General features: G+C 75.4%; 22 protein-coding genes. 14 read left to right on the plus strand and 8 right to left on the minus strand.

Annotation, left to right across the window (positions count from 1 at the left end; genetic code table 11):
* Nucleotides 1-10: 10 nt before the first annotated feature.
* On the minus strand, nucleotides 11-313 hold the full coding sequence (locus tag ABIE39_RS02715) for a DUF1905 domain-containing protein (protein WP_074806810.1): 303 nt from the start codon (nucleotides 311-313) through the stop codon (nucleotides 11-13).
* A 68-nt stretch (nucleotides 314-381) separates the two neighbouring features.
* Nucleotides 382-1,782 carry an APC family permease gene (locus ABIE39_RS02720; protein ID WP_354050334.1) on the minus strand — a complete coding sequence of 467 codons (1,401 nt, stop codon included), beginning with the start codon at nucleotides 1,780-1,782 and terminating at the stop codon, nucleotides 382-384.
* A gap of 109 nt (nucleotides 1,783-1,891) precedes the next feature.
* On the opposite strand from ABIE39_RS02720, the gene ald reads away from it, so the two are divergent.
* From ald to ABIE39_RS02745, 5 genes are all read left to right on the plus strand, one after another.
* On the plus strand, nucleotides 1,892-3,007 hold the full coding sequence (gene ald / locus ABIE39_RS02725; protein WP_354050336.1) for an alanine dehydrogenase: 1,116 nt from the start codon (nucleotides 1,892-1,894) through the stop codon (nucleotides 3,005-3,007).
* Between the two features lie 106 nt (nucleotides 3,008-3,113).
* On the plus strand, nucleotides 3,114-3,749 hold the full coding sequence (locus ABIE39_RS02730) for a GNAT family N-acetyltransferase (protein WP_354050338.1): 636 nt from the start codon (nucleotides 3,114-3,116) through the stop codon (nucleotides 3,747-3,749).
* Between the two features lie 78 nt (nucleotides 3,750-3,827).
* Nucleotides 3,828-5,969 (plus strand): M3 family metallopeptidase, encoded by a 2,142-nt coding sequence (locus ABIE39_RS02735; protein WP_354050340.1) that lies wholly within the window; start codon nucleotides 3,828-3,830, stop codon nucleotides 5,967-5,969.
* A 187-nt stretch (nucleotides 5,970-6,156) separates the two neighbouring features.
* The gene (locus ABIE39_RS02740) at nucleotides 6,157-7,824 is read left to right on the plus strand and encodes a multicopper oxidase family protein (RefSeq protein WP_354050341.1); all 1,668 of its coding nucleotides are present in this window, start codon (nucleotides 6,157-6,159) and stop codon (nucleotides 7,822-7,824) included.
* Between the two features lie 60 nt (nucleotides 7,825-7,884).
* A complete protein-coding gene (locus ABIE39_RS02745; protein WP_354050343.1) occupies nucleotides 7,885-9,258 on the plus strand; it encodes a M20/M25/M40 family metallo-hydrolase in 1,374 nt (457 codons plus the stop codon).
* A gap of 18 nt (nucleotides 9,259-9,276) precedes the next feature.
* On the opposite strand, the gene ABIE39_RS02750 is transcribed toward ABIE39_RS02745, so the two are convergent.
* Together ABIE39_RS02750 and ABIE39_RS02755 are read right to left on the minus strand one after the other, a co-directional pair.
* A complete protein-coding gene (locus ABIE39_RS02750; RefSeq protein WP_354050345.1) occupies nucleotides 9,277-10,125 on the minus strand; it encodes a fructosamine kinase family protein in 849 nt (282 codons plus the stop codon).
* A gap of 40 nt (nucleotides 10,126-10,165) precedes the next feature.
* Nucleotides 10,166-10,399, minus strand: a complete 234-nt coding sequence (locus tag ABIE39_RS02755) for a DUF5703 family protein (RefSeq protein ID WP_009861400.1) — start codon at nucleotides 10,397-10,399, stop codon at nucleotides 10,166-10,168.
* A 101-nt stretch (nucleotides 10,400-10,500) separates the two neighbouring features.
* On the opposite strand from ABIE39_RS02755, the gene ABIE39_RS02760 reads away from it, so the two are divergent.
* The gene (locus ABIE39_RS02760) at nucleotides 10,501-10,827 is read left to right on the plus strand and encodes a primosomal protein (protein ID WP_175009781.1); all 327 of its coding nucleotides are present in this window, start codon (nucleotides 10,501-10,503) and stop codon (nucleotides 10,825-10,827) included.
* Between the two features lie 31 nt (nucleotides 10,828-10,858).
* On the opposite strand, the gene ABIE39_RS02765 is transcribed toward ABIE39_RS02760, so the two are convergent.
* Nucleotides 10,859-11,827 (minus strand): aldo/keto reductase, encoded by a 969-nt coding sequence (locus ABIE39_RS02765; protein ID WP_175009780.1) that lies wholly within the window; start codon nucleotides 11,825-11,827, stop codon nucleotides 10,859-10,861.
* Nucleotides 11,828-11,970: 143 nt separating this feature from the next.
* Here ABIE39_RS02765 and ABIE39_RS02770 point away from each other — a divergent pair, with 143 nt between their 5' ends.
* Nucleotides 11,971-12,846: an undecaprenyl-diphosphate phosphatase gene (locus ABIE39_RS02770; RefSeq protein WP_175009779.1), complete on the plus strand. Its 876-nt coding sequence runs from the start codon at nucleotides 11,971-11,973 to the stop codon at nucleotides 12,844-12,846.
* 57 nt (nucleotides 12,847-12,903) lie between these two features.
* Here ABIE39_RS02770 and ABIE39_RS02775 read toward each other — a convergent pair whose 3' ends face one another.
* Entirely contained in the window at nucleotides 12,904-14,037 is a 1,134-nt protein-coding gene (locus ABIE39_RS02775) for a CorA family divalent cation transporter (protein WP_354050348.1), read from the minus strand.
* 119 nt (nucleotides 14,038-14,156) lie between these two features.
* Here ABIE39_RS02775 and mshC point away from each other — a divergent pair, with 119 nt between their 5' ends.
* A complete protein-coding gene (gene mshC, locus ABIE39_RS02780) occupies nucleotides 14,157-15,431 on the plus strand; it encodes a cysteine--1-D-myo-inosityl 2-amino-2-deoxy-alpha-D-glucopyranoside ligase (RefSeq protein ID WP_175009777.1) in 1,275 nt (424 codons plus the stop codon).
* Between the two features lie 48 nt (nucleotides 15,432-15,479).
* On the opposite strand, the gene ABIE39_RS02785 is transcribed toward mshC, so the two are convergent.
* Together ABIE39_RS02785 and ABIE39_RS02790 are read right to left on the minus strand one after the other, a co-directional pair.
* Nucleotides 15,480-16,346, minus strand: a complete 867-nt coding sequence (locus tag ABIE39_RS02785) for a PAC2 family protein (RefSeq protein WP_354050350.1) — start codon at nucleotides 16,344-16,346, stop codon at nucleotides 15,480-15,482.
* Between the two features lie 63 nt (nucleotides 16,347-16,409).
* Nucleotides 16,410-18,332: an alpha/beta hydrolase domain-containing protein gene (locus ABIE39_RS02790; RefSeq protein WP_209829826.1), complete on the minus strand. Its 1,923-nt coding sequence runs from the start codon at nucleotides 18,330-18,332 to the stop codon at nucleotides 16,410-16,412.
* 305 nt (nucleotides 18,333-18,637) lie between these two features.
* On the opposite strand from ABIE39_RS02790, the gene ABIE39_RS02795 reads away from it, so the two are divergent.
* The 6 genes from ABIE39_RS02795 (at nucleotide 18,638) to ABIE39_RS02820 (ending at nucleotide 25,788) form a co-directional block, all read left to right on the plus strand.
* On the plus strand, nucleotides 18,638-19,384 hold the full coding sequence (locus tag ABIE39_RS02795) for an HAD family hydrolase (RefSeq protein WP_354050352.1): 747 nt from the start codon (nucleotides 18,638-18,640) through the stop codon (nucleotides 19,382-19,384).
* Nucleotides 19,385-19,456: 72 nt separating this feature from the next.
* A complete protein-coding gene (locus ABIE39_RS02800; RefSeq protein WP_175010056.1) occupies nucleotides 19,457-20,635 on the plus strand; it encodes a site-2 protease family protein in 1,179 nt (392 codons plus the stop codon).
* Nucleotides 20,636-20,841: 206 nt separating this feature from the next.
* Nucleotides 20,842-21,873 carry a tRNA (adenine-N1)-methyltransferase gene (locus ABIE39_RS02805; RefSeq protein ID WP_502914832.1) on the plus strand — a complete coding sequence of 344 codons (1,032 nt, stop codon included), beginning with the start codon at nucleotides 20,842-20,844 and terminating at the stop codon, nucleotides 21,871-21,873.
* A gap of 182 nt (nucleotides 21,874-22,055) precedes the next feature.
* On the plus strand, nucleotides 22,056-23,714 hold the full coding sequence (gene arc, locus ABIE39_RS02810) for a proteasome ATPase (protein ID WP_074806775.1): 1,659 nt from the start codon (nucleotides 22,056-22,058) through the stop codon (nucleotides 23,712-23,714).
* A gap of 85 nt (nucleotides 23,715-23,799) precedes the next feature.
* Nucleotides 23,800-25,437 (plus strand): depupylase/deamidase Dop, encoded by a 1,638-nt coding sequence (dop, locus tag ABIE39_RS02815; RefSeq protein WP_175010064.1) that lies wholly within the window; start codon nucleotides 23,800-23,802, stop codon nucleotides 25,435-25,437.
* 150 nt (nucleotides 25,438-25,587) lie between these two features.
* Complete coding sequence (locus ABIE39_RS02820) at nucleotides 25,588-25,788, plus strand: ubiquitin-like protein Pup (RefSeq protein WP_021479766.1); 201 nt, start codon at nucleotides 25,588-25,590, stop codon at nucleotides 25,786-25,788.
* The last annotated feature ends 14 nt before the right edge of the window (nucleotides 25,789-25,802 follow it).

The following is a 25,802-nucleotide window of genomic DNA, read 5'->3' on the forward strand; positions in this document are numbered from 1 at the left end:
CGGGGCGCGGTCACCGCGGGACGGCGGAGACCCCGTCGTCGAGACGGACCGAGACGTGCACGGTGTCCCCGACCCCCTTGCCGGTCGCCGCCCGCACCGAGCGGAGCACGGCGAGCAGGTGCGGGCCGCCGTAGGCGACGAGCGACGCGTGGTACGCGACGTCGTCGACCGCGGCGAGCACCGGGACCCGGCCGCGCGTCCCGAACAGGTCGACGACGTCGACGGGGAGCGCGACGAACGCTCCCGACCGTGTCCCGGCGGCGACCACCTCGGCGTCGAACTCCACCGGGCCGGGGTCCGTCCACGTGGGCATGGCGTCGACCGTAGCGGAGAGCGCGCGCCCGGGGAACGGGCCGCCCGGGTGACTCCCGGGCGACGCCGTCACCGGCCTCGGACCCGGGCGTCCGAGGGTCGGCGCGCGGCCCGGCGCCGGACGAGCATCACGACGGCCGCGGCGGCGGCGAGCAGCGCCGGCGCCACGAGCGACGCACCGGCGAGGAGCAGCAGCACGCCCGTGAGGACGGCCGCGACCGCAGCGAGCCACCAGCCGGGAGAGCGCCGGGGGAGCAGGTGCAGCGCCGCCACCATGCCCAGGGCGTAGACGGCCACCATGCTGCTCGTGTGGACGCGCACGAACGGCTCGAGGTCGAGCCCCGTCGCGACGAGCACGGCGAGGTAGCCCGTCGCCAGCCCCAGCGTGACGGCCAGCGCGCGACGCGGGACGCCCGCACGGCCCGAGAGTGCGGCCAGGGGACGGGGGAGGTCCCCGTCGCGGGCGAGCGCCTGCCCGAGGTTCGCGAACGCGGCGAGGTACGCGGTGAGCACGCCGGACGTGACGACCGCGGCGACGACCCCCACGAGCACCGGACCCGCGGCGGGGGCGCCGACGCGCGCGAGGTCCAGGAGCGCGACCGTCCCCGTCCCCGCGCCCGTCCCGAGCACCCCGACCGTCGTGACCTGGAGCGCGAGGTAGGCGACGCCCACCACCACGAGCGCCACGCCCGTCGCGGCGGGGATCGTGCGCCGGGGGTCGCGGAAGTCGGCCGAGACGTGCGTACCGACCTCCCACCCGGCGAACGCCCACACGAACAGGCTCACGGCCGAGCCCACGCCGGACCACCCCTCGCTGAGGAACGGCGTGAAGCGCTCGGCGCGCGCGGCCGGCGCCGCAGCGGCGACCACCACGACGACCGCCGCGAGCAGGAGCGTCGTCAGGCCGAGCTGGACGGCGCCCGCCACGCGCACGCCGAGGCCCACCGCGAGCGCGGGCACGACGACGAGCGCGACCGCCACGACGGGGACGACCCCGCGGTCCGCCCCGACGACGGCGACGACGTACTCGGCGCCCAGCACCGCGACGACGGGGACGCCTGCGCACACGCCGAGGTAGAACCAGTACCCGGTGGCGCGGGCCGCCGTCGGGCCGAGCGCCGCGCGCACCGCGCTCGCGACACCGCCCCGGTCCGGGTGCCGCGCCGCGAGCGCGGCGAACGTCCCCGCGAGCGGCACGCTCGCGAGGAGGACGAGGGCGACGGCGAGCACGGACGCGGGCCCGGCGACGCGGGTCGCGAGCCCTGGCAGCGCGAGGACGCCGGTGCCGAGCACGCTCGCGACGTAGAGCGCGCTGCCGCGTGCGAGGCCCAGCGTGCCCGCCGGTGCCGGTGCCGGTGCCGGTGCCGGTGCCGGTGCGAGGGGTCCGGGGGGACGGCCCGGTCCGGGAGGGGCGGCCGGGCGGCCCGGCAGGTCGGGTCGGGTCGTCGTGCGGGAGGTCGTCGGGTCCACGCGCCCCACCCTGGCAACGACGCCGAGGCGGCACGAGTGGCAGCCAGGACACGCAGGAACAAGATCCTGCCACTCTGCGCACGGCGGCCGCCTGCGGCCACACTGGACCATGAGGATCGGGATACCCACCGAGGTCAAGAACCACGAGGACCGCGTCGCGCTCACCCCCGCCGGCGCCCACCACCTCGTGCGGGCCGGGCACGACGTGCTCGTCCAGTCCGGGGCCGGGACCGGCTCCCACCTGCCCGACGCGGAGTTCGAGAGCGCGGGCGCGCGCATCGTGCCCACCGCCGAGGAGGTCTGGGGCGAGGCGGAGCTCGTGTGCAAGGTCAAGGAGCCGGTCGCGAGCGAGCACCGCTTCCTGCGCGACGACCTCCTGCTGTTCGCGTACCTCCACCTCGCCGCCGACGAGGCCTGCACGCGCGCCCTGCTCGACGCCGGCACCACCGCCGTCGCCTACGAGACCGCGCAGGCCGCGGACGGCACCCTCCCGCTCCTGGCGCCCATGAGCGAGGTCGCCGGACGCATGGCGACCCAGGTGGGCGCATGGCTCCTCCAACGACCGGCGGGTGGTCGGGGCGTCCTGCTCGGTGGCGTGCCGGGGACGCGGCCCGGCCGGGTCGTCGTGCTCGGGGGCGGCACCGCGGGGCGTCACGCCGCCGAGATCGCCGTGGGCACGCGGGCCGAGGTCACGGTCGTCGACCTCGCGCTCCCCGTGCTGCGCGCCGTCGACCAGGAGTTCTCGGGGCACGTGCGCACCGTCGTGTCGAGCGCGTACGCGATCGAGCGCGAGGTGCTCGAGGCCGACCTCGTCGTCGGCGCCGTGCTCGTCGCCGGGGCGCGCGCCCCGCGCCTCGTCACGGACGACCTCGTCGCGCGGATGCGGCCCGGCGCCGTGCTCGTGGACGTCGCCGTCGACCAGGGCGGGTGCTTCGAGGGATCACGGCCCACGACGCACGACGACCCGACGTTCGCCGTCCACGGCACGACGTTCTACTGCGTCGCCAACATGCCCGGTGCCGTCCCCGTGACGAGCACCCTCGCCCTGACCAGCGCGACGCTCCCGTACCTGGCGGCGCTCGCGGACGGCGGGGTCGACGCGGTGCGGGACGTCCCGCTCCTGCGGTCGGGGGCGTCCACCCACCGCGGTGCCCTCCTCAACGAGGCGGTGGCCGCCGCGCACGACCTGCCGTGGACGCCCGTGGAGGACGCCCTGCGCCCCTGACGTCACCCGGGCCACGAGGACGAGGGAGGGTGCGGTGGCGCCCCAGGACGGCGACGTCCCGGATTCCGGGTGACGTCGCGTCGCACGGCGTGCCAGGCTCGGGCGGGTGCACCCCTTCGCCCTCGACGACGGCCGCGTCCACCTGTCCACCCCGACCCTCGACGACGTCGACGCGATCACGGCCGCGTGCCAGGACCCGGAGGTCGCCGCGTGGACGGTCGTGCCGTCGCCGTACGCGCGCACGGACGCGGTGCAGTTCGTCGAGGAGCACGTCGGCCCCGGGTGGGAGCGCGGGGGCGTCCTGACGTGGGGCGTGCGCGAGAGCGCGGGCCGCTCGGGCATCCCCGGCCCGGACGGCGTCGGTCCTCTCCTCGGCATGATCGGCCTGAGCCTCGACGACGCGCCCGAGGGCCGACGGTCGGCCGAGATCGGCTACTGGACCGCTCCGGAGGCCCGGGGCCGCGGCCTCATGACGGCGGCGGGCCGCCTCGTCGTCGACTGGGCGTTCGACCCCGAGGGCGCGGGCCTCGCGCGGCTCTTCTGGCAGGCGTACGTCGGCAACTGGCCCTCGCGCCGGACGGCGTGGCGCCTCGGCTTCCGGGTCGAGGGAACGGTGCGCGGCTTCGCGCTGCAGCGCGGCGAGCGACGGGACGCCTGGGTCGGCACGCTCCTGCCCGACGACCCGCGCGAGCCGGTCGACCCGTGGCCGGCGGACGCGCCGCCGTCGGGCCGCGCGGCCTGACGACGCACCGCCGTCGTGCTCCCGGGCGGCGGGGTATCCGTTTCCGTCGCGCCCGCCCGCGGGGTCAAGATGGGCACCATGACCTCCGAGCCCACGACGCGCGCCGACGCGCCCGCGCCTACCACCGCGCCGGCCCTTCTCGACCTCGACCCCGCCAACCCGTTCGCGACGCCGTCCGTGCTGCCGTACGAGCTGCCCGACTACGACGCGATCCGCGAGGAGCACTACCTCTCGGCGCTGCGGGCCGCGACGGCGGCGCAGCGCGCGGCGATCGAGGAGATCGCGACCGACGACGCGCCGCCCACGGTCGCGAGCGTGCTCGAGGCGCTCGAGCGGTCGGGTCGTGACCTCGCGCGCGTGCTCAACGCGTTCTACAACCAGCTGTCGGCCGACGCGACGCCGGGCCTGGAGCAGATCGAGGAGGAGTTCGCGCCCGAGCTCGCGGCCCACCACGACGCGATCTACATGGACGCCCGCCTGTACGCGCGCGCCCGCGCGCTCCAGGACGCGGTGGACGCCGGCGAGCAGACCCTCGAGCCCGACGCCGCGTGGCTGCTCCGCACGCTGCTCGTCAGGTTCCGCCGCTCGGGCGTCGAGCTCGACGCCGAGCAGCAGGAGCGCCTGCGCGCGCTGAACGGCCGCCTGACCACGCTCGAGGCCGCGTTCGGGCGCAAGCTGCTCGCGGGCGCGAACGCCGCGAGCGTGCTCGTCACGGACCGCTCCGAGCTCGACGGGCTCGCCGAGGACGCCGTCGCGGGCGCGGCGGCGGCCGCCTCCGCGCGCGGGCACGAGGGCGCGTGGCTGCTGGAGATGCAGCTCCCCACCCAGCAGGGCGTCCTCGCCTCGCTCTCGCGCCGGGACGTGCGCGAGCGCGTGCAGCAGGCGTCGGAGTCGCGCGGTGCGACCGGTGACGACCACGACACGCGCGAGATCGTGCTCGAGACCGTGCGCCTGCGGGCCGAGCGCGCGCGCCTGCTCGGCTACGAGCACCACGCCGCGTACGTCGCGGAGGACGCGACCGCGAAGACGACCGAGGCCGTGAACGCGATGCTCGCGCGGCTCGCTCCCGCCGCCGTCGCGAACGCGCGCCGCGAGGCGGCCGACCTCGAGGCGGCGCTGCGGGCCGACGAGCCGGGCGCGACGCTGCGCGCGTCCGACTGGTCGTTCTACGCCGAGCGCGTGCGCAAGGACCGCTACGCGCTCGACGACGCCCTGCTGCGCCCGTACCTCGAGCTCGAGCGCGTCGTGCACGACGGCGTGTTCCTGGCCGCGAACCGCCTGTTCGGCATCTCCTTCGCCGAGCGCCACGACCTCGTCGGCTACCACCCGGACGTGCGCGTCTTCGAGGTCTTCGACGCCGAGACGCCGGGGGAGCCTGGCCAGGGGATGGGCCTGTTCCTCGCCGACTGGTACACGCGCGAGTCCAAGCGCGGCGGCGCCTGGATGAACAACCTCGTCGACCAGAACCACCTGCTCGGCCAGAAGCCGGTCGTCGTGAACAACCTCAACATCGTCAAGCCGCCGGCCGGCCAGCCCACGCTGCTCGGGTGGGACGAGGTCATCACGCTCTTCCACGAGTTCGGGCACGCGTTGCACGGCCTGTTCTCCGACGTGCGCTACCCGTCGCAGTCCGGCACGGAGGTGCCGCGCGACTTCGTCGAGTACCCGTCGCAGGTCAACGAGATGTGGGCGTGGGAGCCGTCGGTCCTGCGCTCCTACGCGGTGCACCACGTCACGGGCGAGCCGATGCCCGCCGAGTGGGTCGACACGATGCTCGCCTCGCGGCAGTTCAACGAGGGCTTCGGCACGACCGAGTACCTCGCGGCGGCGCTGCTCGACCAGGCCTGGCACCAGGTCGGGCCCGACGGCGTCCCGGCGTCGGAGGCGGACGTCGTGCCGTTCGAGGCCGCCGCGCTCGAGGCGGCGGGCGTCGCGTTCGCGCCCGTCCCGCCGCGCTACCGCACCACGTACTACAACCACGTGTTCGGGGGCGGGTACGCGGCCGGGTACTACTCGTACATCTGGTCCGAGGTCCTCGACGCCGACACGGTCGAGTGGTACCGCGAGAACGGCGGCCTGTCGCGCGAGAACGGCGAGCGCTTCCGCCGCGTGCTGCTCGCGCGCGGCGGCTCGCAGGACCCGCTGCGGTCGTTCCGCGAGCTGCGCGGACGCGACGCCGAGATCGCGCCGCTCCTCGCGCGCCGCGGCCTCGACGCCTGAGCCGGGGCCCGGGGAGGCCCCTGAGCCTCCCTGGGCCCCGCTCAGGGTCCACTCCGGGCGCGCGTACGCCGCACGGCCGACGCCCGGCGCCCTCCGCCTTCCTAGCGTCGAGGAGGCGGCCCTCGCCCGGGCCGCCTCCGGCCCCGGTCCACGGAGGCCGTCGTCCGCACCCTGGAGCGCAGCCACCATGCCGACCTCGCCGACCGTCCCGCCCGCCGTCGTCCCGGCCGCAGGCCCGCCGCACCGCGTGCGGCGGGTCGTGCTCGTGCTCGGCCTGGGCGCGCTCGTGCTCGTCGGGACGATCGTCGCCGTCCTCGGCGTCGCCTGGGCGCGCGCCGCGACGAGCACGGCCGGCGCGGTGGCGTTCACGCGGCCGCTCGCCGTCCCGCCCCTCGCGGAGTCGCGCGTGGAGGACGGCGTGCGCGTCTTCGCGCTCGAGGCGCGCGCGGGCGTCGCGGACCTCGGCGCGTCCGCGCCCACACCGACGATCGGGCTGAACGGCGACCACCTCGGGCCGACGCTGCGTGCCGCGCGCGGCGAGCGGGTGCGCGTCGACGTGACGAACGCGCTCGACGAGACGACGACGCTCCACTGGCACGGCATGCACCTGCCGCCCGCGATGGACGGCGGCCCCCACCAGATGGTCGAGCCCGGCGAGACGTGGTCGCCCACCTGGACGGTCGACCAGCCCGCCGCGACGCTCTGGTACCACCCGCACCTCCACGGGCAGACGGCGGACCAGGTGTACCGCGGGCTCGCGGGGATGTTCCTGCTCGACGACCCTGCCGCCGCCGACGGGCCGGCTGCGGACCTGCCGCACGAGTACGGCGTCGACGACGTCCCGGTGATCCTCCAGGACAAGCGCTTCCACGCCGACGGCCGGCTCGACGACGCGGTGTCGTTCCTGTCGCCGGTCGGCACGCTGGGCGACACGATCCTGGTCAACGGCACGCCCGGCCCGTACCTCGACGTCACGACCGAGCGCGTCCGGCTCCGGCTGCTCAACGGCTCCGACTCGCGCGTGTACGACGTCGGGCTCGCCGACGGCGGGACGGTCCGCCTCGTCGGGACCGACGGCGGCCTGCTCGCCGCACCGCAGACCGTCGAGCGGGTCCGGCTCTCGCCCGGCGACCGCGCCGAGGTCGTCGTGACCATGGCGCCCGGGCAGCGCGCGGTCCTGCGCAGCTTCCCGCCCGACCTCGGCGTCAACCCCGTGTTCGAGCGCTTCTCCGGCGGGGACGACACGTTCGACCTCCTCGAGCTGCGTGCGGCCGCCACGCTCGTGCCGAGCCCGGACGTCCCCGCCACCCTCGGGGCGACGGACCCCGCGGACGCGCTCGACGAGTCCGACGCCGTCCGCACCCGGCGCTTCGAGCTCTCCGGGAGCGCGATCAACGGCCGGTCCATGGACATGACCCGCGTCGACGAGGTCGTCACGGTCGGCGAGACCGAGGTCTGGGAGGTCACGGGCCTCGACGACACCCCGCACAACTTCCACGTCCACGACGTCCGGTTCCGCGTCCTCGACGTCGCGGGCGAACCGCCCGGGCCCGACCTCGCCGGATGGCAGGACACGGTCTACGTCCAGCCGGGGCGCGTGACGCGGCTCCTCGTGCGGTTCGACGCCGCCGAGGGGGCGACCGACCCGACGACCCCGTACATGTTCCACTGCCACCTGCTCACGCACGAGGACCGCGGGATGATGGGCCAGCTCGTCGTCGTCGCCCCGGGCGAGCAGGCGCCGTCCCGCATCGACGTCCCCGGGGGCACCCACCCCGACCACGACACCGACGCGCTCCCGGGCGACGGCACCGGCCCCCGCAGCCTCGCCGCGGACTCCCACGGCGGCCACTGACCGCCGGCTCCGGGGAAGCCGGCGGTCGGTCGGCTCGACGGCGGCGGGTAGCGTGTGGCCATGACCGCTCCGCACCCGGACTCCCTGGCCAGCGCCCCTGCGGCGACCGACGCGACCGCCGGCGCGGTGCCGCGCGCCGAGGACGAGGTCGTGCGGATCTGCCGCGAGCTGCTCCGGATCGACACGTCGAACTTCGGCGACGGGTCGGGCCCGGGGGAGCGCGCCGCCGCGGAGTACGTCATGGGGCTGCTGCACGAGGTCGGCCTCGACCCGGAGCTGTTCGAGTCGGAGCCCGGCAGAGCGAGCGTCGTCGTGCGGCTCGAGGGCGCGGATCCCACGCGCCCGGCGCTCGTGCTCCACGGTCACCTCGACGTCGTCCCCGCGCAGGCGGACGACTGGTCGGTGGACCCGTTCGCGGGCGAGGAGATCGACGGCCTGCTGTGGGGGCGCGGCGCCGTCGACATGAAGGACATGGACGCGATGATCCTCGCGGTCGTGCGCCAGATGGCGCGCGAGGGCCGCAAGCCCGCGCGCGACGTCGTCGTCGCGTTCTTCGCGGACGAGGAGGCGGGCGGCGCCTACGGGGCGCGCTACGCCGTCGACCACCGGCCCGAGCTGTTCGAGGGCGCGACCGAGGCGATCAGCGAGGTCGGCGGGTTCTCGGTGGAGGTCGGGGGCCGGCGCGCCTACCTGCTCCAGACGGCGGAGAAGGGCATCGCCTGGCTGCGCCTCGTCGCGGAGGGGCGCGCCGGGCACGGGTCGCAGGTGAACGACGACAACGCGGTGACGCGGCTCGCCGAGGCGGTCGCGCGCATCGGGACGCACCACTGGCCGAACACGCTCACGCCGACGGTCGACAAGCTGCTGCGCGGCGTCGCGGACCTCACGGGCCTGCGCTACGACCCCGAGGACTCCCGGTCGATCGAGGCCCTCGTGGCCGCGCTCGGCCCGGCGTCGCGGTTCGTCGGCGCCACGGTGCGGCACACGTCCAACCCGACGCAGCTCTCCGCGGGCTACAAGGCGAACGTCGTCCCCGGACGTGCCGAGGCGGCGATCGACGCGCGCCTCCTGCCGGGCCACGAGGACGACGGCTTCGCGACGCTCCGCGCGCTCGCGGGCGAGCACGTGCGGGTCGAGGAGATCCACCGCGACATCGCGCTCGAGGTGCCGTTCGAGGGCGACCTCGTGGACGCGATGGTCGACTCGCTGCTCGCGGAGGACCCGGAGGCGACGGTGCTGCCGTACACGCTGTCCGGCGGCACGGACAACAAGTCGCTGGCCCGGCTCGGGATCACGGGCTACGGCTTCGCCCCGCTGCGCCTGCCCGCGGACCTCGACTTCGCCGGCATGTTCCACGGCGTCGACGAGCGCGTGCCCGTGGACTCGCTGCGGTTCGGCGTGCGCGTCCTGGACCGGCTGCTGCGCACCTGCTGACCGGCGGGCGTCGCGCGGTCAGGTCTCGCCGAGCAGCGCCCGGACGGAGGAGCGCAGCTGCGCGCGGTAGCCGCCGCCGAACAGCACCGCGTGCACCGCGACCGGGTACACCTGGTGCAGCGCGACGCGGTGGCGCCACCCGCGCGCGAGCGGGTGCGCGGCGTCGTACCCGGCGAGGACCTCGTCGAGGAACGGCGCGCCGAACAGCGCGAGCATCGCGAGGTCGGCCTCGCGGTGCCCGCCGTGCGCGGCCGGGTCGATGAGCACCGCCTCGACGGCGCCGGACGTGCCGTGGTCGGGCCCACCCCCGGGACCGGGACGGCGGGGTGCCCACAGCACGTTGCCCGACCACAGGTCACCGTGCACGCGCGCGGGCGCGTCGTCGAGCGCGGGGCGGGCGAGGTCGGGCAGGCGCTCGGCGAGGCGCTCGAGCAGCCGCGCGTCCTCGGCGTCGAGCGCGCCCCGGTCGCGGCCCTGCCGCGCGACCGGCAGGAGGCGCGCCTCGGCGTAGAACGTCGGCCAGTCCGGCCACGCCCCCGTGGGCAGCGGCAGCGGGTCGTCGAGCGGGCCGAAGAACGCCTCGCCCGACCACCCGGGCGGGGCCGCGCCCCAGGTCGGCGCCCCGGCGTCGTGCACGACGGCGAGCGCCCGCCCGAACGACCGGGCCGCCTCGCGGGTCGGCGCCGTCGTCGGGACGCGCTCCAGGTCCAGGTGGTCGGGGCCGACGTCGAGCACCCGGGCGACGCGGGGGCCGCCGGGGACGTCGAGCCACGCCAGCCCGGCGGCCTCGCACCGGAAGAACCCCGCCGGGGCCTCGGCGCGCGACTTCGTGAAGACGTCCCGCGCCTCCTCGTTCTCGCCGCTCACCCGGCTGTGCCCACCGGATCGTGCTCACGGGATCCCGTGCTCACAGGGTGGAGCTGACCCGGATGATCTTGCGCCGCAGCCAGACGCGGCGCTCGCCCCCGACGTACAGCCGCGTGCGGGCCAGCTCCCAGCGCCCGTACTCCGCCTCGTCGGTGAGGAGCCTGCTCGCGTCCGACCGGCTCGTGGAGCGGTCGATCGTCAGGACGCGGTACTCGTACTGCCCGCCGTGCGCGGCCCATCCGGACCTCCGGCGTGACGTCGGCCTCTCCTCCACGTGCCACCGTCCTCTCTCGCCTGACTCGGTCGCGGGCCGGGTCGTGGGACCGACCCGGCCAACGAGTGCCATTGTGCCCCTCTCGGCGCTACGGTCAGGGTATGACCGCTGACCCGCGTGCCGCGCTCGACCGGTTCATCGCCGCGCTCGAAGCCCACTACAACGCCGTCGCCGCACGTCGCGGGGAGGACGACCCCGCGGTCGACGACGCCTACTACGTCCTCGGGGACGCCTTCGAGGTGTACGACGAGGCGCTGGGGCAGGTGCACGGGGAGGCGACGCCGTTCTACCTCGCGGAGGAGGACGACGACGAGGACGACGAGGACGACGACGCGGAGGAGGACGAGGACGCGCTCGACGACGACCTCGACGACACGCTCGAGGACGACGTCCTGTCCGGCGAGCTCGAGACCGACGGCGCGCGCTGAGCGGCCCTAGACCTTCGAGAGCCGGGCGGGGTCACCACCGCTCGGGGTAGCCGACGTCGAGCGCGCTCACGTCGTCGAGCGCCGCACGCACCGCGTCGGGCAGCACGAGGTCGGTCGCGGCGAGCGACGTGCGCAGCTGCGCCGGGGTGCGCGCACCGACCACCGCGCTCGCGACGGCGGGGCGCCCCAGGAGCCAGGACAGCGCGACGTCGAGCGGCGCTCGGCCCAGGCCCTCCGCGGCGGTGACGACGGCCTCGACGATCCCCGACGACGCCTGGTCGAGGTAGGGCTCGACGAACCCGGCGAGGTGCGGCGACGCGCCGCGCGAGTCGGCGGGGAGCGAGCGCCGGTACTTGCCGGTGAGGACGCCGCGCCCGAGCGGCGACCACGCGAGCAGGCCGAGGCCGAGCGACTCGGCGGCCGGGACGACCTCGCGCTCGGCGCCGCGCTGGAGCAGCGAGTACTCGAGCTGGACGGCGGCGAGGCCGACGTCGTCGGTCCCGCCGAGCAGGGTCGCGGCACGCGCGGTCGCCCACGCCGGGTGGTTCGACAGCCCGACGTAGCGCGCGCGCCCGGACGTCACCGCGTGGCGCAGCGCGGACAGCGTCTCGGTGAACGGCGTGCGCGGGTCGGGGGCGTGCACGAGGAACAGGTCGACGTGGTCGGTGCCCAGGCGCGCGAGCGAGTCGTCGAGCGAGTCGAGGAGCGCGCCGCGGGACGCGTCGACGACCGGGCCGGAGGGCGTGTGGCGCACCCCCGCCTTGGTGCACAGCAGGACGTCGCGCCGGTCGACCTTCGCGCCGAGGAGCGACCCGAGGAGCGACTCGGCGTCGCCGTCGGCGTAGGAGGCGGCCGTGTCGACGAGGGTGCCGCCGGCGTCGACGAAGTCCCGCAGCTGCTCGGCCGCGTCGAGCTCGTCCGTGTCCCGGGCCCACGTCATGGTGCCGAGCCCGAGCTCGGACACGCGCAGGCCGGTGCTGCCGAGGTGGCGGTTCTCCATGGTTGCCGAGGGTACCGGCGGGGGACTGCGGGCGACCGTCGGGGCGCGCGGTCGGGGACCGGGTCGGCCCAGGTTCACCCGCTCGGCGGCGGGGCGTCACGCGCGCGCCCCGCCGCGCGCCCGAGCGGGTATCGTGACCGCTCGTGAACGCGTGGGAAGCCGTCCTCCTCGGCCTCGTCCAGGGCCTGACCGAGTTCCTCCCGATCTCGTCGAGCGCCCACCTGCGCATCGTCGGCGAGCTGATCGGGTCGCAGGACCCGGGCGCCGCCTTCACGGCGATCACGCAGATCGGGACCGAGACGGCGGTGCTGCTCTACTTCCGTCGGGACATCGCGCGCATCTGCGCCGCCTGGTGGCGATCCGTGCGCGGCGACCACGGCACGGACTGGCGGGCGCGGCTCGGCCGGCACGACCACGACGCGGCGATGGCCTGGTACATCGCGCTCGGCTCCGTGCCCATCGTGCTGCTCGGCCTGCTGTTCCAGGACGCGATCGAGAACACGTTCCGCAACCTCTACCTCACGGCCCTCATGCTCGCCGTGTTCGCGCTGCTGCTCGGCTGGGCCGACCGGGTCGGCGCCAAGCGCCGCACGCTGCGCGAGCTCTCGGCCGGGCAGGCGGTCGCGTTCGGGTTCGCCCAGGCGCTCGCGCTCGTCCCGGGCGTCTCGCGCTCGGGCGGCACGATCACCGCGGGCCTGCTCATGGGCTTCACGCGCGAGGCGGCGGCACGCTACTCGTTCCTCCTCGCGATCCCCGCCGTCATGGGCTCGGGCTTCTACCAGCTCTTCAAGTCCGCGGACGAGCCGGCGCCCGGGGCCCCCGGCGCCGGGGCGACCCTCATCGCGACGCTCGTCGCGTTCGTCGTCGGGTACTTCGTCATCATCGCGTTCCTCAAGATCGTCTCGACCTTCAGCTACACGCCGTTCGTGGTCTACCGTCTCGCGCTCGCGGCGCTCGTCGTGCTGCTCCTGCTCGTCGGCGTGCTGGAGCCGGGCGGGACGACCGTCTCGACCCCGTGAGCCGCGCCGGCAGACGACCTGGCCGTCGCGGCGGCGCGCCCCGTGCCGCCGACCGGTTCAGAGCCAGCCGGCGCGCTTGAAGACGCGGTAGAGCACGACGCAGCCGCCCGCCATGAGGGCGAGCGCGAAGGGGTAGCCGAACGCCCAGTGCAGCTCCGGCATGGTGCGGAAGTTCATCCCGTACACGCCCGCGACGATCGTCGGGTACACGAGGATCGCCGCCCACGCCGAGATCTTGCGCATGTCCTCGTTCTGACGCACCGAGACCTGGGTCATGTGGACCTGGAGCATGTCCGAGAGCAGGTCGTCGTGCGCCTCGAGGTGCCGGTCGATCCGCTCCACCGTCGTCACGACGCGCTCGAGGATGCGCCGGTTCACCCCGAGGTGGTCGGGGACGTCGGGGTCGAGGAGCTCGGGCAGCTCCGCCGTGACGGGCATGAGGGCGCGCCTTGCCTCGGTGATCTCGCGCTTGAGGTCGTAGATGCGCTCGACCGGGTCCTCGCGCTGCTGGTCGAACACCACGCGCTCGGTGTCGGCGACGGCGTCGCCCAGGCCCAGCTCGACGTCCGAGGCGCCGCCGACGATCGCCAGCACGGCGGCCGAGACGATCCGCTGGACGGGCGAGCCGTGGGGGTCGCCGGGCGCGCCGAGCTTGTCGAGCATGAGCGCGTGCACGTCCGCGTCGCCCTCCTCGGCCGTGAGGACGAGCCCCGGACCGAGGAGCGCGGCGAACTGGCCCGTGTGCACCTGGCGGTCCGCCTCGGTGAACCACGCCGTCGGCGTCACCAGGAGGAGCCAGTCCGCCGCGACGCGGTGCACGTGAGCCAGGGGGTGACCGTCGCGCCGCGCGAGGCCCCGCCACGTCGGGCCGGACCCGGACGCGACCTGCGCGGCGGCGTCGAGCACCGCGTCGAGGTCCTCCAGGCGCGCCCACGTCACCGTGGCACTGGCCGCGCGCCGGTCGTCCTGGCCGCCCGCGGCGGTGTCGTCGCCCGGGCGGGCGTCCGTCGTGGGGGAGCCGGGGGCCGGGGCGCCGGCCGCCGCCAGGGCGGCAGGGTCGGCCGGGTGCACGCCGTCCGCCCCGGGCGCGACCGTCCACGCCGCGACGGCGCGCACGGTCGGTCGTCGGGACGCCGGTGCGGGTGCGCCGTCGGGCGGCGCGCTCGTCCGCGGCTCGGTGGGGTTCGTCACGTCCGCATTGTCCCGCGCCTCGCACGGACCTGCCCGGTCGCCGTCCGGCACGGCCTCGCGCGCGGCCCGCGTGCCGGACGGCGGTCCGACGCCCGCGCCCCGACGGCTAAGGTTGACGCGTGCACAGCTGGCCCGCCCCGCAGATCCCCGAGCTCCCCGGACGAGGCCTCCCGGTCCGGGTGCACGACTCGTCGACCCGTGAGCTCGTCGTCGCCGCCGCGGGCGAGGACGCCACCCTGTACGTGTGCGGCATCACGCCCTACGACGCGACGCACATCGGTCACGCCGCGACCTACGTCGCGTTCGACCTGCTCGTGCGCGCGTGGACGGACGCGGGGCACCGCGTGCGGTACGCGTCGAACGTCACCGACGTCGACGACCCCCTGCTGGAGCGCGCCGCCGCGACCGGCGTCGACTGGCGCGCGCTCGCCGTCGAGCAGACCGCGCTGTTCGCCGAGGACATGACGGCGCTCGGCGTCGTCCCGCCCGACGTCTACGAGGGCGCGGTGGAGACGATCCCCGCCGTCGTCGACGCGGTGACCCAGCTCCTCGACGCGGGCCTCGCGTACCGCGTCCCGGTCGAGCCCGGTGCGGGCGGTACCGACCCCGGCCTGGGCGACGTGTACGCCGACCTCTCGGCCGACCGCGCGTTCGGGTCGGTCTCGCGCCTCGCGCGCGACGTCATGGAGCACCTCTTCGCCGAGCGCGGCGGCGACCCCGACCGCGAGGGCAAGAAGGACGTGCTCGACCCGCTGCTGTGGCGCCGCGAGCGGCCGGGCGAGCCCGCGTGGGACGGCGGCGCGCTCGGCACCGGCCGGCCCGGCTGGCACGTGGAGTGCGCGGTCATCTCGCGCGACGGGCTCGGCCTGCCGTTCGACGTGCAGGGCGGGGGAGCGGACCTGCTGTTCCCGCACCACGAGATGTCGTCGTCGCACGACCGCATGCTCACCGGCGGCGGTGCGCCCCGCGCGCACGTGCACGCCGGCCTCGTCGCGTACGAGGGCGAGAAGATGAGCAAGTCGCGCGGCAACCTCGTGCTCGTGTCGAACCTGCGGGCCACGGGCGTCGACCCGATGGCGATCCGGCTCGCGCTGCTCGCCCACCACTACCGCGGTGAGTGGGAGTGGACCGACGACGACCTGCCCGCGGGCGCGCGACGTCTCGAGACGTGGCGCGACGCCGTGTCCGGCAACGGCGGCCCGGACGCGACCGCGACGCTCGCGGCCGTGCGCGCGGCGCTCGCCGACGACCTCGACGCCCCGACGGCGCTCGCCGCGGTGGACGCCTGGGCCGCGGAGTCGCTGCGCCCCGGACGTGACACGTCGCGCGACGAGGAGGGCGCCCCGGGCGTCGTCGCACGCGCGGTGAACGCGCTGCTGGGCGTCCGGCTCTGACGAGCCGCCCCGCGCGCTGACGCACCCGCCCCGCGGGCGGCGCGTGCGTCAGACCGTCGGGCCCTTGCCCGGGTTGCCCCGGTCGCGGCGGCGCAGGTAGCGCTCGAACTCGCGCGCGATGGCCTCGCCGCTCGCCTCGGGCAGCTCCGCCGTGTCCTTCGCCTCCTCGAGCTGCTGGACGTACTCCGCGATCTCCGCGTCCTCCGCCGCGAGCTCGTCGACGCCGTGCTGCCACGCCTCGGCGTCCTCCGGCAGGTCGCCCAGCGGGATCGGCTCGGACAGCAGCTCCTCGATGCGCGCGAGGATCGCGAGCGTCGCCTTGGGCGACGGCGGGTGCGCCACGTAGTGCGGCACGGCCGCCCAGAGCGACACCGACTGCATCCCTCGCTCCGCCGCGGCGTGCTGGAGCACGCCGACGATGCCCGTCGGGCCCTCGTACGTGCTCGGCTCGACGTCGAGCACGGCCTGCAGGCCCACGCTCTCCGACGTCGCCGTCATGGGGATCGGCCGCGTGTGCGGCACGTCGGCGAGCAGCGCCCCGAGGGTGACGACCGTGCGCACGCCGTGCTCCTCCGCGATGTCGAGCAGCTCGCGGCAGTACCGGCGCCAGCGCATGGACGGCTCGATGCCGTGCACGAGCACCACGCGCCGACCCGTCGGCGAGAGGACCGTCGACGCGATCGTCGTCGTGGGCCACGTGATCTCGCGGCGCCCGTCGTCGTCCGTCGTGACGACCGGGCGGTTCACCTGGAAGTCGTGGTACTCCTCCGGGTCCAGCTCGTCGACGTCCTCGGCGCCCCACACCTCGTGCAGGTGCTGCAGGGCGGCCGTGGCGGCGCTCCCGGCGTCGTTCCAGCCCTCGAACGCCGCGATCATCACGGTCTGGCGGGTGCCCTCGGTCGCGTTCTCGGTCATCACCCCAGCCTATGCGGCCGGGCCCGACGGCGTCGGGGCGGGTTCGCGCCCGGCGTAGCCGCCTCAGCCGCAGTCCAGCGCCGGGTAGGCGACGTCGTCCGACGACGAACGCCCGTCTCCCGTGGCCGTCACCCGCGCGCTGCCCGCGTCGAGCGCAGCCGAGCGCGCCGAGAACGACTGGTACGCGGACGCGCCGGGTGCGACGCCCGCCACGGTGCGCTCGCCGAACGGCGTGCTCAGCGTGACGTCGACGGGGGCCGTGCCGTCGTTCGTCGCGCGGACCGCGACGTAAGCCCGCCCGGCCAGGCACCGGGGGACGGCGGTCGCGGAGACGTCGGGGCCGTCGTGGGCGGCTGACAGCGCGAGGACGCCGAGCACGGCCGTGGTCGACCGCACGACGCTCGCCGCGGCGCCGGCGTCCTCGACCGCCGTGGAGCCGAGGGACAGCGCCTCCCGGACCTGGATCTGCGCCGCGTCCCAGTCACGCCGGTCCGCGGCCTCCAGCGCGTGCCGCATGCGGTCCTGGACCTGCGCCCCGACCTCCGGTGCGACCGTGCCCGCTGTGACGCGCTCGTCGACGAGGTCGACGACGTCGGTGTACCAGGAGGGGTCGGCCGCGACGTCGGTACCCACGAAGCCCGCCTCGACCGCGGCGCTGGTCGACGCGACGACGGCGTCGCGGTACTCCTCGGCGTCCGGGTACCAGGCCGCGAGGGTGGCGTCGTCCACCGGGCGGGAGCCGCCGTCGAGGAAGCAGAAGCCCGGGCCCGCGTTGGCGCCGGAGTTGATCCGCGTCGGGACGTCCTGCTGCGCGAGCCGGACGCCGCCCAGGCCCAGGCCGCGCTCGTCACGCACCACCTGGCGCGGCGTCTGGTCGGTCAGCGTGATGGGCGCCGCCGACGGCGGGGCCGTCCCGTCCGCGACCCACGCGGCCACGTGGTCGTACACCGACGCCTGGACGAGGTGCTGAGGTACCCGGGAGCCGGACGGCTCCTCGCAGGTCTGCGGCGTCCCGGGGTAACCACCGGGCGCGGAGCCGATGTCGCGGATCCGCAGCCGCCCGTAGTCGGTGATGAGCTTCCAGTCGCCGTGCGACGCGCCCGCGACCTCCCACGTGCGCCGCAGGTCGGTGTCCGGCTGGCGCTGCGCGGCCCCGAGGAGGTCGATCGCGACGTCCGTCTCGCTGTTGATCTTGAACACCGGCGTCTCGAGGTCGTCGCGCAGCAGGCCGCCCCCGCCGTGCAGCACGACGGCGTCGACCACCCCCGCGAGCGGGTCGACGGAGTTCACGTAGGACCACAGCCGCCCCGCCGACTGCGAGTGCCCGGTCGCGACGACGCGATCCGCCTCGAGCGGCCCGAGCGGCGCCGTGCCCGCGGGGTCCCGCACCGCGGCCACGGCCTGGCTGAAGACGTCCCACGAGAGGGTGTCGTCGGTCACGGTGCCGCCGTCGGTGAGGTCGAGCGTGCCGTAGCGCTCCGGGCTCCAGGCCCGCAGGCCGGTGGGGGAGTGCACGCCCGCGCGCTGCGCCGACACCCCGACCCATGCGTAGCCCTCGCGCACGAGGTGCTCGTGCGTCTGGAACCAGTCGACCTCCTGGTCCCACTGGTTCGAGACGTTGTACCACTCGGCGATCACCGTGCCGTTGAACGTCGCGGGGTCGACGGGCCGGCGCACCACGACGCGCGTGCGGAACGCGTGCCCGGTGCTGAGGACCGTCGCGTCCGTGACGCCGTCCGCCTGGTAGCGGGTCGCCTCGCCCTCGACGAAGAACTCCTCCTCGACGTAGCCGTGCGCGGCGAGGTCGTCGTCCGTCGCGAGGAAGGGGTACCCGTGCGCGGGGTCGCCGGGCGCCGTCGTCGCGGGCACCGGTCCGGTCACCACGGGGTCGGGGACGGCGGCGCTCGCGGGGAGCGCTGTCCCGGCGAGCAGGAGCACCCCGGTGAGGGTGAGCGCGAGCGGGCGGCGGACGGGGGGTGCGGACATGGCGACTCCTTCGTCGGGCCCGACGGCGGTGGCGGGCGCTCAGCAGCCTAGGGAAGCCTCACGCTTCTGTCGACCGGCGTATGAGTTCGGGAGCAGGGTCGCCAGAAGCCGGCGTCGCGCACCGGCACCCGCCCAGAGGCGGGAGAGCGAACCGCGTCGGGAGCCGTGGCGTTCCTGAGCGGGACGGACTGGCACGGGCCCCGACGGGCACGTCCTCCCCGACCTGCGGCGCGGCCCGGCGGCACCGCCGTGCGGTTAGGGTCGACGGTGCAGGGTTCGACGCACGACCAGTGATGGAGACCGCTTTGCCTTCTCGTTCCGACAGCACTTCCGCAGGTCAGCGCTCTGCTGACCGTCCCGAGGTCCCCGCGCTGCCCGAGGCGGTCCTGTGGGACATGGACGGGACGCTCGTCGACACCGAGCCCTACTGGATCGCGGCGGAGCACGAGCTCGTCGCCGCGCACGGCGGCACGTGGACGCACGACGACGCGATGTCGCTCGTCGGGAACCCGCTGCGCGAGTCGGCCCGCATCCTGCGCGAGCGCGGCGGCGTCGACCTGCCGGTCGACGAGATCGTCGCGTTCCTCATCGGGCGCGTGATCGAGCAGGTGCGCGTCGAGGTGCCGTGGCAGCCCGGTGCGCGCGAGCTCCTCACGGCGCTGCGCGAGGCGGGCGTGCCGTGCGCGCTCGTCACGATGTCCTACCGCGAGCTCGCCCAGCCGGTCGCCGAGATGGCGCCGCGCGACGCGTTCCAGGTGCTGGTCTGCGGCGACGAGGTCGAGCGCGGCAAGCCCGACCCGGAGCCCTACCTCCTCGCGGCGCAGCGCCTCGGGGTCGACGTCACGCGCTGCGTCGCGATCGAGGACTCGCCCGCGGGCATCGCCTCGGCCCGCGCCGCGGGGGCCGCGACGCTGGGCGTCGAGGCGGTCGTCCCGGTGCGCCCAGCGCCTGGCCTGAGCCGGACGCCGTCGCTCGAGCTCGTCGACGTCTCGCTCCTGTCGCGGCTCGTCGCGGGCGACGCCGTCGACCTCATGGAGGACGACGCCGCCTGAGGCGCCCCCTGTCCGTGCCGCCCGCCGCCCGACGGCGTCGGGCCGTGCCCGCCGAGCGCATAGGCTTCCAGGGTGGACGGACCCGAACCTCGAGCACCCCGCACGCCCGCACCGGCAGGCCCGCGCACGAAGGGCTGGGTGATCGGCCGGGTCGTCGGCGCACCGGTGATCCTCACACCGTCCTGGTTCCTCGCCGCGGCGATCCTCACGGTCCTGTTCGCGCCGACGGTGCAGCGGCTCGCCCCGCACCTCGGCCCCGAGATCTACCTCGTGTCGTTCGCGTTCGTGCTGCTGCTGTTCGCGTCCGTCTTCCTGCACGAGGTCGCGCACGCGCTCGTCGCGCGCGCCCGAGGCCAGCACGTGACCGAGCTCGCGGTGACGCTCTGGGGCGGCCACACGGCGTACTCCGGGACGTCGGCGCGCCCGCTCGACGGCTTCCTCATCTCGGTCGTCGGCCCGCTGACCAACCTGGCGCTCGCGGTCGTGTTCTGGGTGACGTTCCAGGCGCAGCCGACCTTCTCCGTGCCTGCCCTCCTGCTGTACGCGGGCGCGTTCTCCAACGCCTTCGTGGGGTTCTTCAATCTCCTCCCTGGCCTCCCGCTCGACGGCGGCCAGATCCTCGAGTCCGCCGTGTGGGCCGCGACCGGGTCGCGGACGAAGGGGACGGTCGCGGCCGGCTGGGTCGGGCGCGCTGTCGCCGTCGGGGTCGTCGCGTGGGCGCTCGTGTGGCCGCTGTCCTACGGCGGGCGGCCGGACCTGTGGACCGTCGCGTGGGCGGCGCTCATCGGGGCGTTCCTGTGGAGCGGCGCGGGGCAGGCCATCTCCGTCGGCCGCACCCGGGAGGCAGTGTCCGGGCTCACCGTCCGCACCCTGGCGCGGCCCGCGGTCGCGGTGCCGTCCACGGCGACGGTCGGCGCGGTCGGGCGCGCGGTGGCGCTCGCGGGCGGACCGCACGTGGTCGCCGTGCTCGTGGACGGGGCCGGTCGGCCCCTCGGGTACGTGGACCCGGCCGCGGCCGCGGCGGTGCCGCCCGACGCCGCCGAGACGACCCCGGTCGGCGCCGTCGCCGTGCCCCTGCCCGGTGACGCGACGATCGACGCTCACCGCGAGGGGCAGGACATGCTCGCCGAGCTCTCGCGCGTCGGGCGGGACGCGGCGGTCGTCGTCGTGACCGACGGCGGCCGCGTCGTCGGCGCGCTCGAGGTCGCCCAGGTCGTCGCCGCGCTGCGCGACGCCCGGCGCGGGCGGTGACCGCCGGGTCGTCCGCGCGCGCGACCGACCGGCGTCGGGCGCGGGGCGGACGGCCCGTAGGATGGTCGCCCGTGACCTCCGAGCCCGCCACCACGCCCGGCCACCCGACCCCGCAGCCCGGTGGGGACGGCGCAGCCGCCCCCGCGCGCGGCGCGTCCGACCGCCCCGGCGCGACGGGCGCGGACGAGCGCCGCGGCCCGCTGCGCGTGGGGGACAAGGTCCAGCTCACGGACCCGCGCGGGCGTCTGCACACCATCACGCTCGCGCCGGGTGCGACGTTCCACACGCACAAGGGCTACCTGCGGCACGACGACCTCATCGGCCGCCCCGAGGGCAGCGTCGTGCGCAACACCGCCGAGATCGAGTACCTCGCGATGCGCCCGCTCCTCGCGGACTACGTGCTCTCGATGCCCCGCGGCGCCGCGGTCGTCTACCCGAAGGACGCCGGCCAGATCGTCGCGATGGCGGACATCTTCCCGGGCGCACGCGTCGTCGAGGCGGGCGTGGGCTCCGGCGCGCTGACGATGTCGCTCCTGCGCGCCGTCGGCGACGCGGGCGAGCTGCACTCGATCGAGCGGCGCGAGGACTTCGCCGCCATCGCCCGGGGCAACGTCGAGACGTTCTTCGGCGGTGCGCACCCGGCCTGGACGCTGTCCGTCGGCGACCTCGCCGACGTGCTCCCGACGGTCGCCGAGGACGGCACGGTGGACCGCGTCGTGCTCGACATGCTCGCGCCCTGGGAGAACCTCGACGTCGTCGCCCGCGCGCTCGTGCCCGGCGGCGTCCTCGTCTGCTACGTCGCCACGACGACCCAGCTCTCGCGCCTCGCCGAGGACCTGCGGGCCGACGGCCGCTACGCGGAGCCCGTCGCGTGGGAGTCGATGGTGCGCGGCTGGCACCTCGAGGGCCTCGCCGTGCGGCCGCAGCACCGCATGATCGGGCACACCGGGTTCCTGCTCACCGCACGGCGCCTCGCGGACGGCGTCGCGCCGCCCGAGCGCAAGCGGCGCCCCGCCAAGGGCGCGTACCCGACCGACGCCGAGCAGTGGTCGCCCGAGGAGCTGGGCGAGCGACCGGTCTCCGAGAAGAAGATCCGGCGCGTGCGGCGCGACGTCGGCCAGGGCCCCGAGCAGGCGTCCGGCCCGGGCGCCGGGCCGGACGTGGACGGCGTCGCGGAGCACGGCGTGCAGCAGGTCGGGGACGAGGCCGGCGAGGCGCCCGACGTGTCGGGCGCGTGACGGTCCGGTAACGATCGGGACGCCGCCGTCTCACCCTGGGTGTCGTCCGTGTGCACGGGCCAGACTTGTGCCTAAGGTCTACACCCGACCGCCGGACGATGGTCGGCACGGGCGCCTCGCGTGGCCCGTCGTCCGCCGTCCACCCCCGTGGTCGGGCGAGCCGGCGGCGAGAGGGACACCCGATGAGCGAGACATTCGGCCGTAGCGACGAGGCCCCGCAGAGCGGCGCGCGCGAGCTCGCGCTGCTCTCCGCGAAGAACGAGCGGCTCGCGGAGGCGCTGCGCGCGGCCCGGGACCAGATCCTCGACCTCAAGCGGCAGATCGACGACCTCGCCAAGCCACCGGGGACGTACGCGGTGTTCCTCGCCGCGCACCCGGACGGGTCGGTCGACGTCTCCGCGGCGGGGCGCAAGATGCACGTCGGCGCGAGCCCCAGCCTCGACGTCCAGCGGCTGCGCCCGGGCCAGGAGGTCAAGCTCAACGAGGCGATGACCGTCGTCGCCGCGGGCGGCTACGAGCGCACGGGCGAGATCGTCACGGTCAAGGAGATCCTCGACGCCGAGCGCGTGCTCGTCGTCGGTCGCGCCGACGAGGAGCGGGTCGTGCGGCTCGCCGGCTCGGTCGCGCGCACGGCGCTCCGCGTCGGGGACTCGCTCACGATCGACACACGCAGCGGCTTCGTGTTCGAGGTCATCCCGAAGTCCGAGGTCGAGGAGCTCGTCCTCGAAGAGGTCCCGGACATCGAGTACGAGGACATCGGCGGCCTCGGCCCGCAGATCGAGCAGATCCGCGACGCCGTCGAGCTGCCCTTCACGCACCCCGACCTCTTCCGCGAGCACGGACTGCACCCGCCCAAGGGCGTGCTGCTGTACGGGCCGCCCGGGTGCGGCAAGACGCTCATCGCCAAGGCCGTCGCCAACTCGCTCGCGCACACCGTGGCGCGGGCGCGGGGCGAGCAGGTCGCGGACGGCTCGGGCGCCGCCCGCAGCTACTTCCTCAACGTCAAGGGCCCCGAGCTGCTCAACAAGTACGTGGGCGAGACGGAGCGGCACATCCGGCTGATCTTCGCCCGCGCGCGGGAGAAGGCCTCCCAGGGGACGCCCGTCGTCGTCTTCTTCGACGAGATGGAGTCGTTGTTCCGCACCCGCGGCACGGGTCTGTCGTCCGACGTCGAGACGACGATCGTCCCGCAGCTCCTCGCCGAGATCGACGGCGTCGAGCGGCTGGACAACGTCATCGTCATCGGGGCGTCGAACCGCGAGGACATGATCGACCCCGCGATCCTGCGGCCGGGGCGCCTCGACGTGAAGATCAAGATCGAGCGGCCCGACGCCGAGGGCGCGAAGGAGATCTTCGCCAAGTACCTCACGGAGGACCTGCCGATCCATGCGGCCGACCTCGCCGAGCACGGCGGGAACCAGCGTGCGGCCCTCGACGCGATGATCCGCTCGGTCGTGGAGCGCATGTACTCCGAGGAGGAGGAGAACCAGTTCCTCGAGGTCACCTACGCGAGCGGCGACAAGGAGATCCTGTACTTCAAGGACTTCAACTCGGGCGCGATGATCCAGAACGTCGTGGACCGGGCGAAGAAGTCCGCGATCAAGGACCTCCTCGCCACGGGGCAGCGCGGCATCCGCGTCGACCACCTCCTCGCCGCGTGCGTCGACGAGTTCAAGGAGAACGAGGACCTGCCGAACACCACCAACCCGGACGACTGGGCGCGGATCAGCGGGAAGAAGGGCGAGCGCATCGTCTTCATCCGCACGATCGTCCAGAAGAAGGGCGAGGGCGGCTCGCCGCGCACCATCGACACGGTCACGAACACCGGCCAGTACCTGTAGCAGGGCGCGGTCGGCACGCCCGTGGACAGCGCGGCGCGGCGTCGGGCGGCCGACATAGGGTGAGCGCGTGAGCGTACGACGGGTCATGGGGATCGAGACGGAGTACGGCGTCCTGCAGCCGGGCAAGCCGATGGCGAACCCGATGCTGATGTCGAGCCAGGTCGTCACCACCTACCGGGCGCTCGCCGCGCGCAGCGACGGCGCCCGGGGCCGGGCGCGCTGGGACTACGACGACGAGGACCCGCTGCAGGACGCACGAGGGTTCCACGTGCCGCGCGCGTCGGCGCACCCGTCCCTCCTCACGGACGACCCGTCGCGGCCCGCGCCGTCGGGGCCGGTCGGGCGGGCCGCAGAGGGCGGCGCCGCCGAGGCCTCGCTGCAGGAGGTCGCGCGCCCGACCACGGAGGAGTACGACGACCCGAGCGCGGCGAACGTCATCCTCACGAACGGCGCCCGGCTCTACGTCGACCACGCGCACCCCGAGTACTCCTCGCCCGAGGTCACGGTGCCGCACGACGTCGTGTGCTGGGACGTGGCGGGGGAGCGGGTCATGCTCGCCGCGTCGCGCGAGCTGGCCCAGGTGCCGGGCGGCGGCGTCGTGCTCTACAAGAACAACGTGGACGGCAAGGGCGCGAGCTACGGCACCCACGAGAACTTCCTCGTCGACCGCGAGGTGCCGTTCGGCGTCCTCGTCGAGATGCTCACGCCGTTCCTCGTGACCCGGCAGGTGTTCGCCGGCTCGGGGCGCGTGGGCCTCGGCCCGGCGGGCGAGGAGCACGGGTTCCAGATCTCCCAGCGCGCGGACTACGTCGAGGCGGAGGTCGGCCTGGAGACGACGCTGCGCCGGCCCATCGTCAACACGCGCGACGAGCCGCACGCGGACCGGCAGCGCTGGCGCCGCCTGCACCTCATCATCGGCGACGCGAACATGTTCGAGACGGCGACGTACCTCAAGACGGGCACGACGTCGCTCGTGCTCTTCGTCGTCGAGCACCTGGAGGAGCTCGGGCAGGACGTGCGCGCCCGCCTGTCCGGGCTGCGCCTCGCGGACCCGGTCGCGGACGTCCAGCGCGTGAGCCGCGACCTCGAGCTGACGCGGCGCCTCGCGCTCGCGGACGGGCGCGAGCTGACGGCGCTCGAGATCCAGCGCGAGTACCTGGAGGTGGCGGTCGACGCGGCCGAGCGCCTCGCCGGGCCGGACGGGGTCGACGCCCCGACGCGCGACGTGCTCGCGCGGTGGCGCTCGGTGCTCGACCGCCTCGCGACCGACCGCGACGCGTGCGTGCGCGACGTCGAGTGGGTCGCCAAGCTGCGGCTCCTCGACCGCCTGCGGGAGCGCGACGGTCTCGACTGGGGCCACTCGCGCCTCGCGGCGATGGACCTCCAGTGGTCGGACGTGCGGCCCGAGCGCGGCATCTACCACCGTCTGCTCGCCGCGGACGCCGTGGACCGGGTGGTCACCGAGCGCGAGGTCGGCGCGGCGGTGCACCACGCGCCCGAGGACACGCGCGCGTTCTTCCGCGGCGAGGTCATGGCGCGCTACGGCGACCAGGTCTCCGCGGCGAGCTGGGACTCCGTGATCTTCGACGTGCCGGGCGCGCCCTCGCTCCAGCGCGTCCCGATGATGGACCCGCTGCGCGGGACGCGCGCCCACATCGGCGCGCTCCTCGACGCGAGCCCGGACGCGGCCGCGCTGCTGGCGGGTCTCGCGGGCCCGTCGTGACCGGCGGCGACTAGGCTGGACGCACGACGGCGCCCGCCCTCCGTGGAACGGGCGCCGCGTGCGAGCAGGGCCGGGAAGGGCGCGAGCCCGGACGGGGTTGGAACGGACAGAGCGTCGGCGCGAGGCCGGCCGACGGACGAGGAGGCAGCCATGGCGGGTACCGAACGCACGCACGCGTCGCACGAGGACCGGCGTCCTGACGACGAGCCCGAGGCCCCGGCGACCCCGGTCGCCCCGCAGGCGCAGTCGCGCGACGCGGAGGTGGACGCGCTCCTCGAGGAGATCGACGAGGTCCTGGAGACGAACGCGGAGTCCTTCGTCCGGGGCTTCGTGCAGAAGGGCGGCGAGTAGGAAGGGTGACGGCA

It is taken from the genome of Cellulosimicrobium sp. 4261 (assembly GCF_040546915.1).
In the GTDB taxonomy this organism is placed as follows: Bacteria; Actinomycetota; Actinomycetes; order Actinomycetales; family Cellulomonadaceae; genus Cellulosimicrobium; species Cellulosimicrobium cinnabarinum.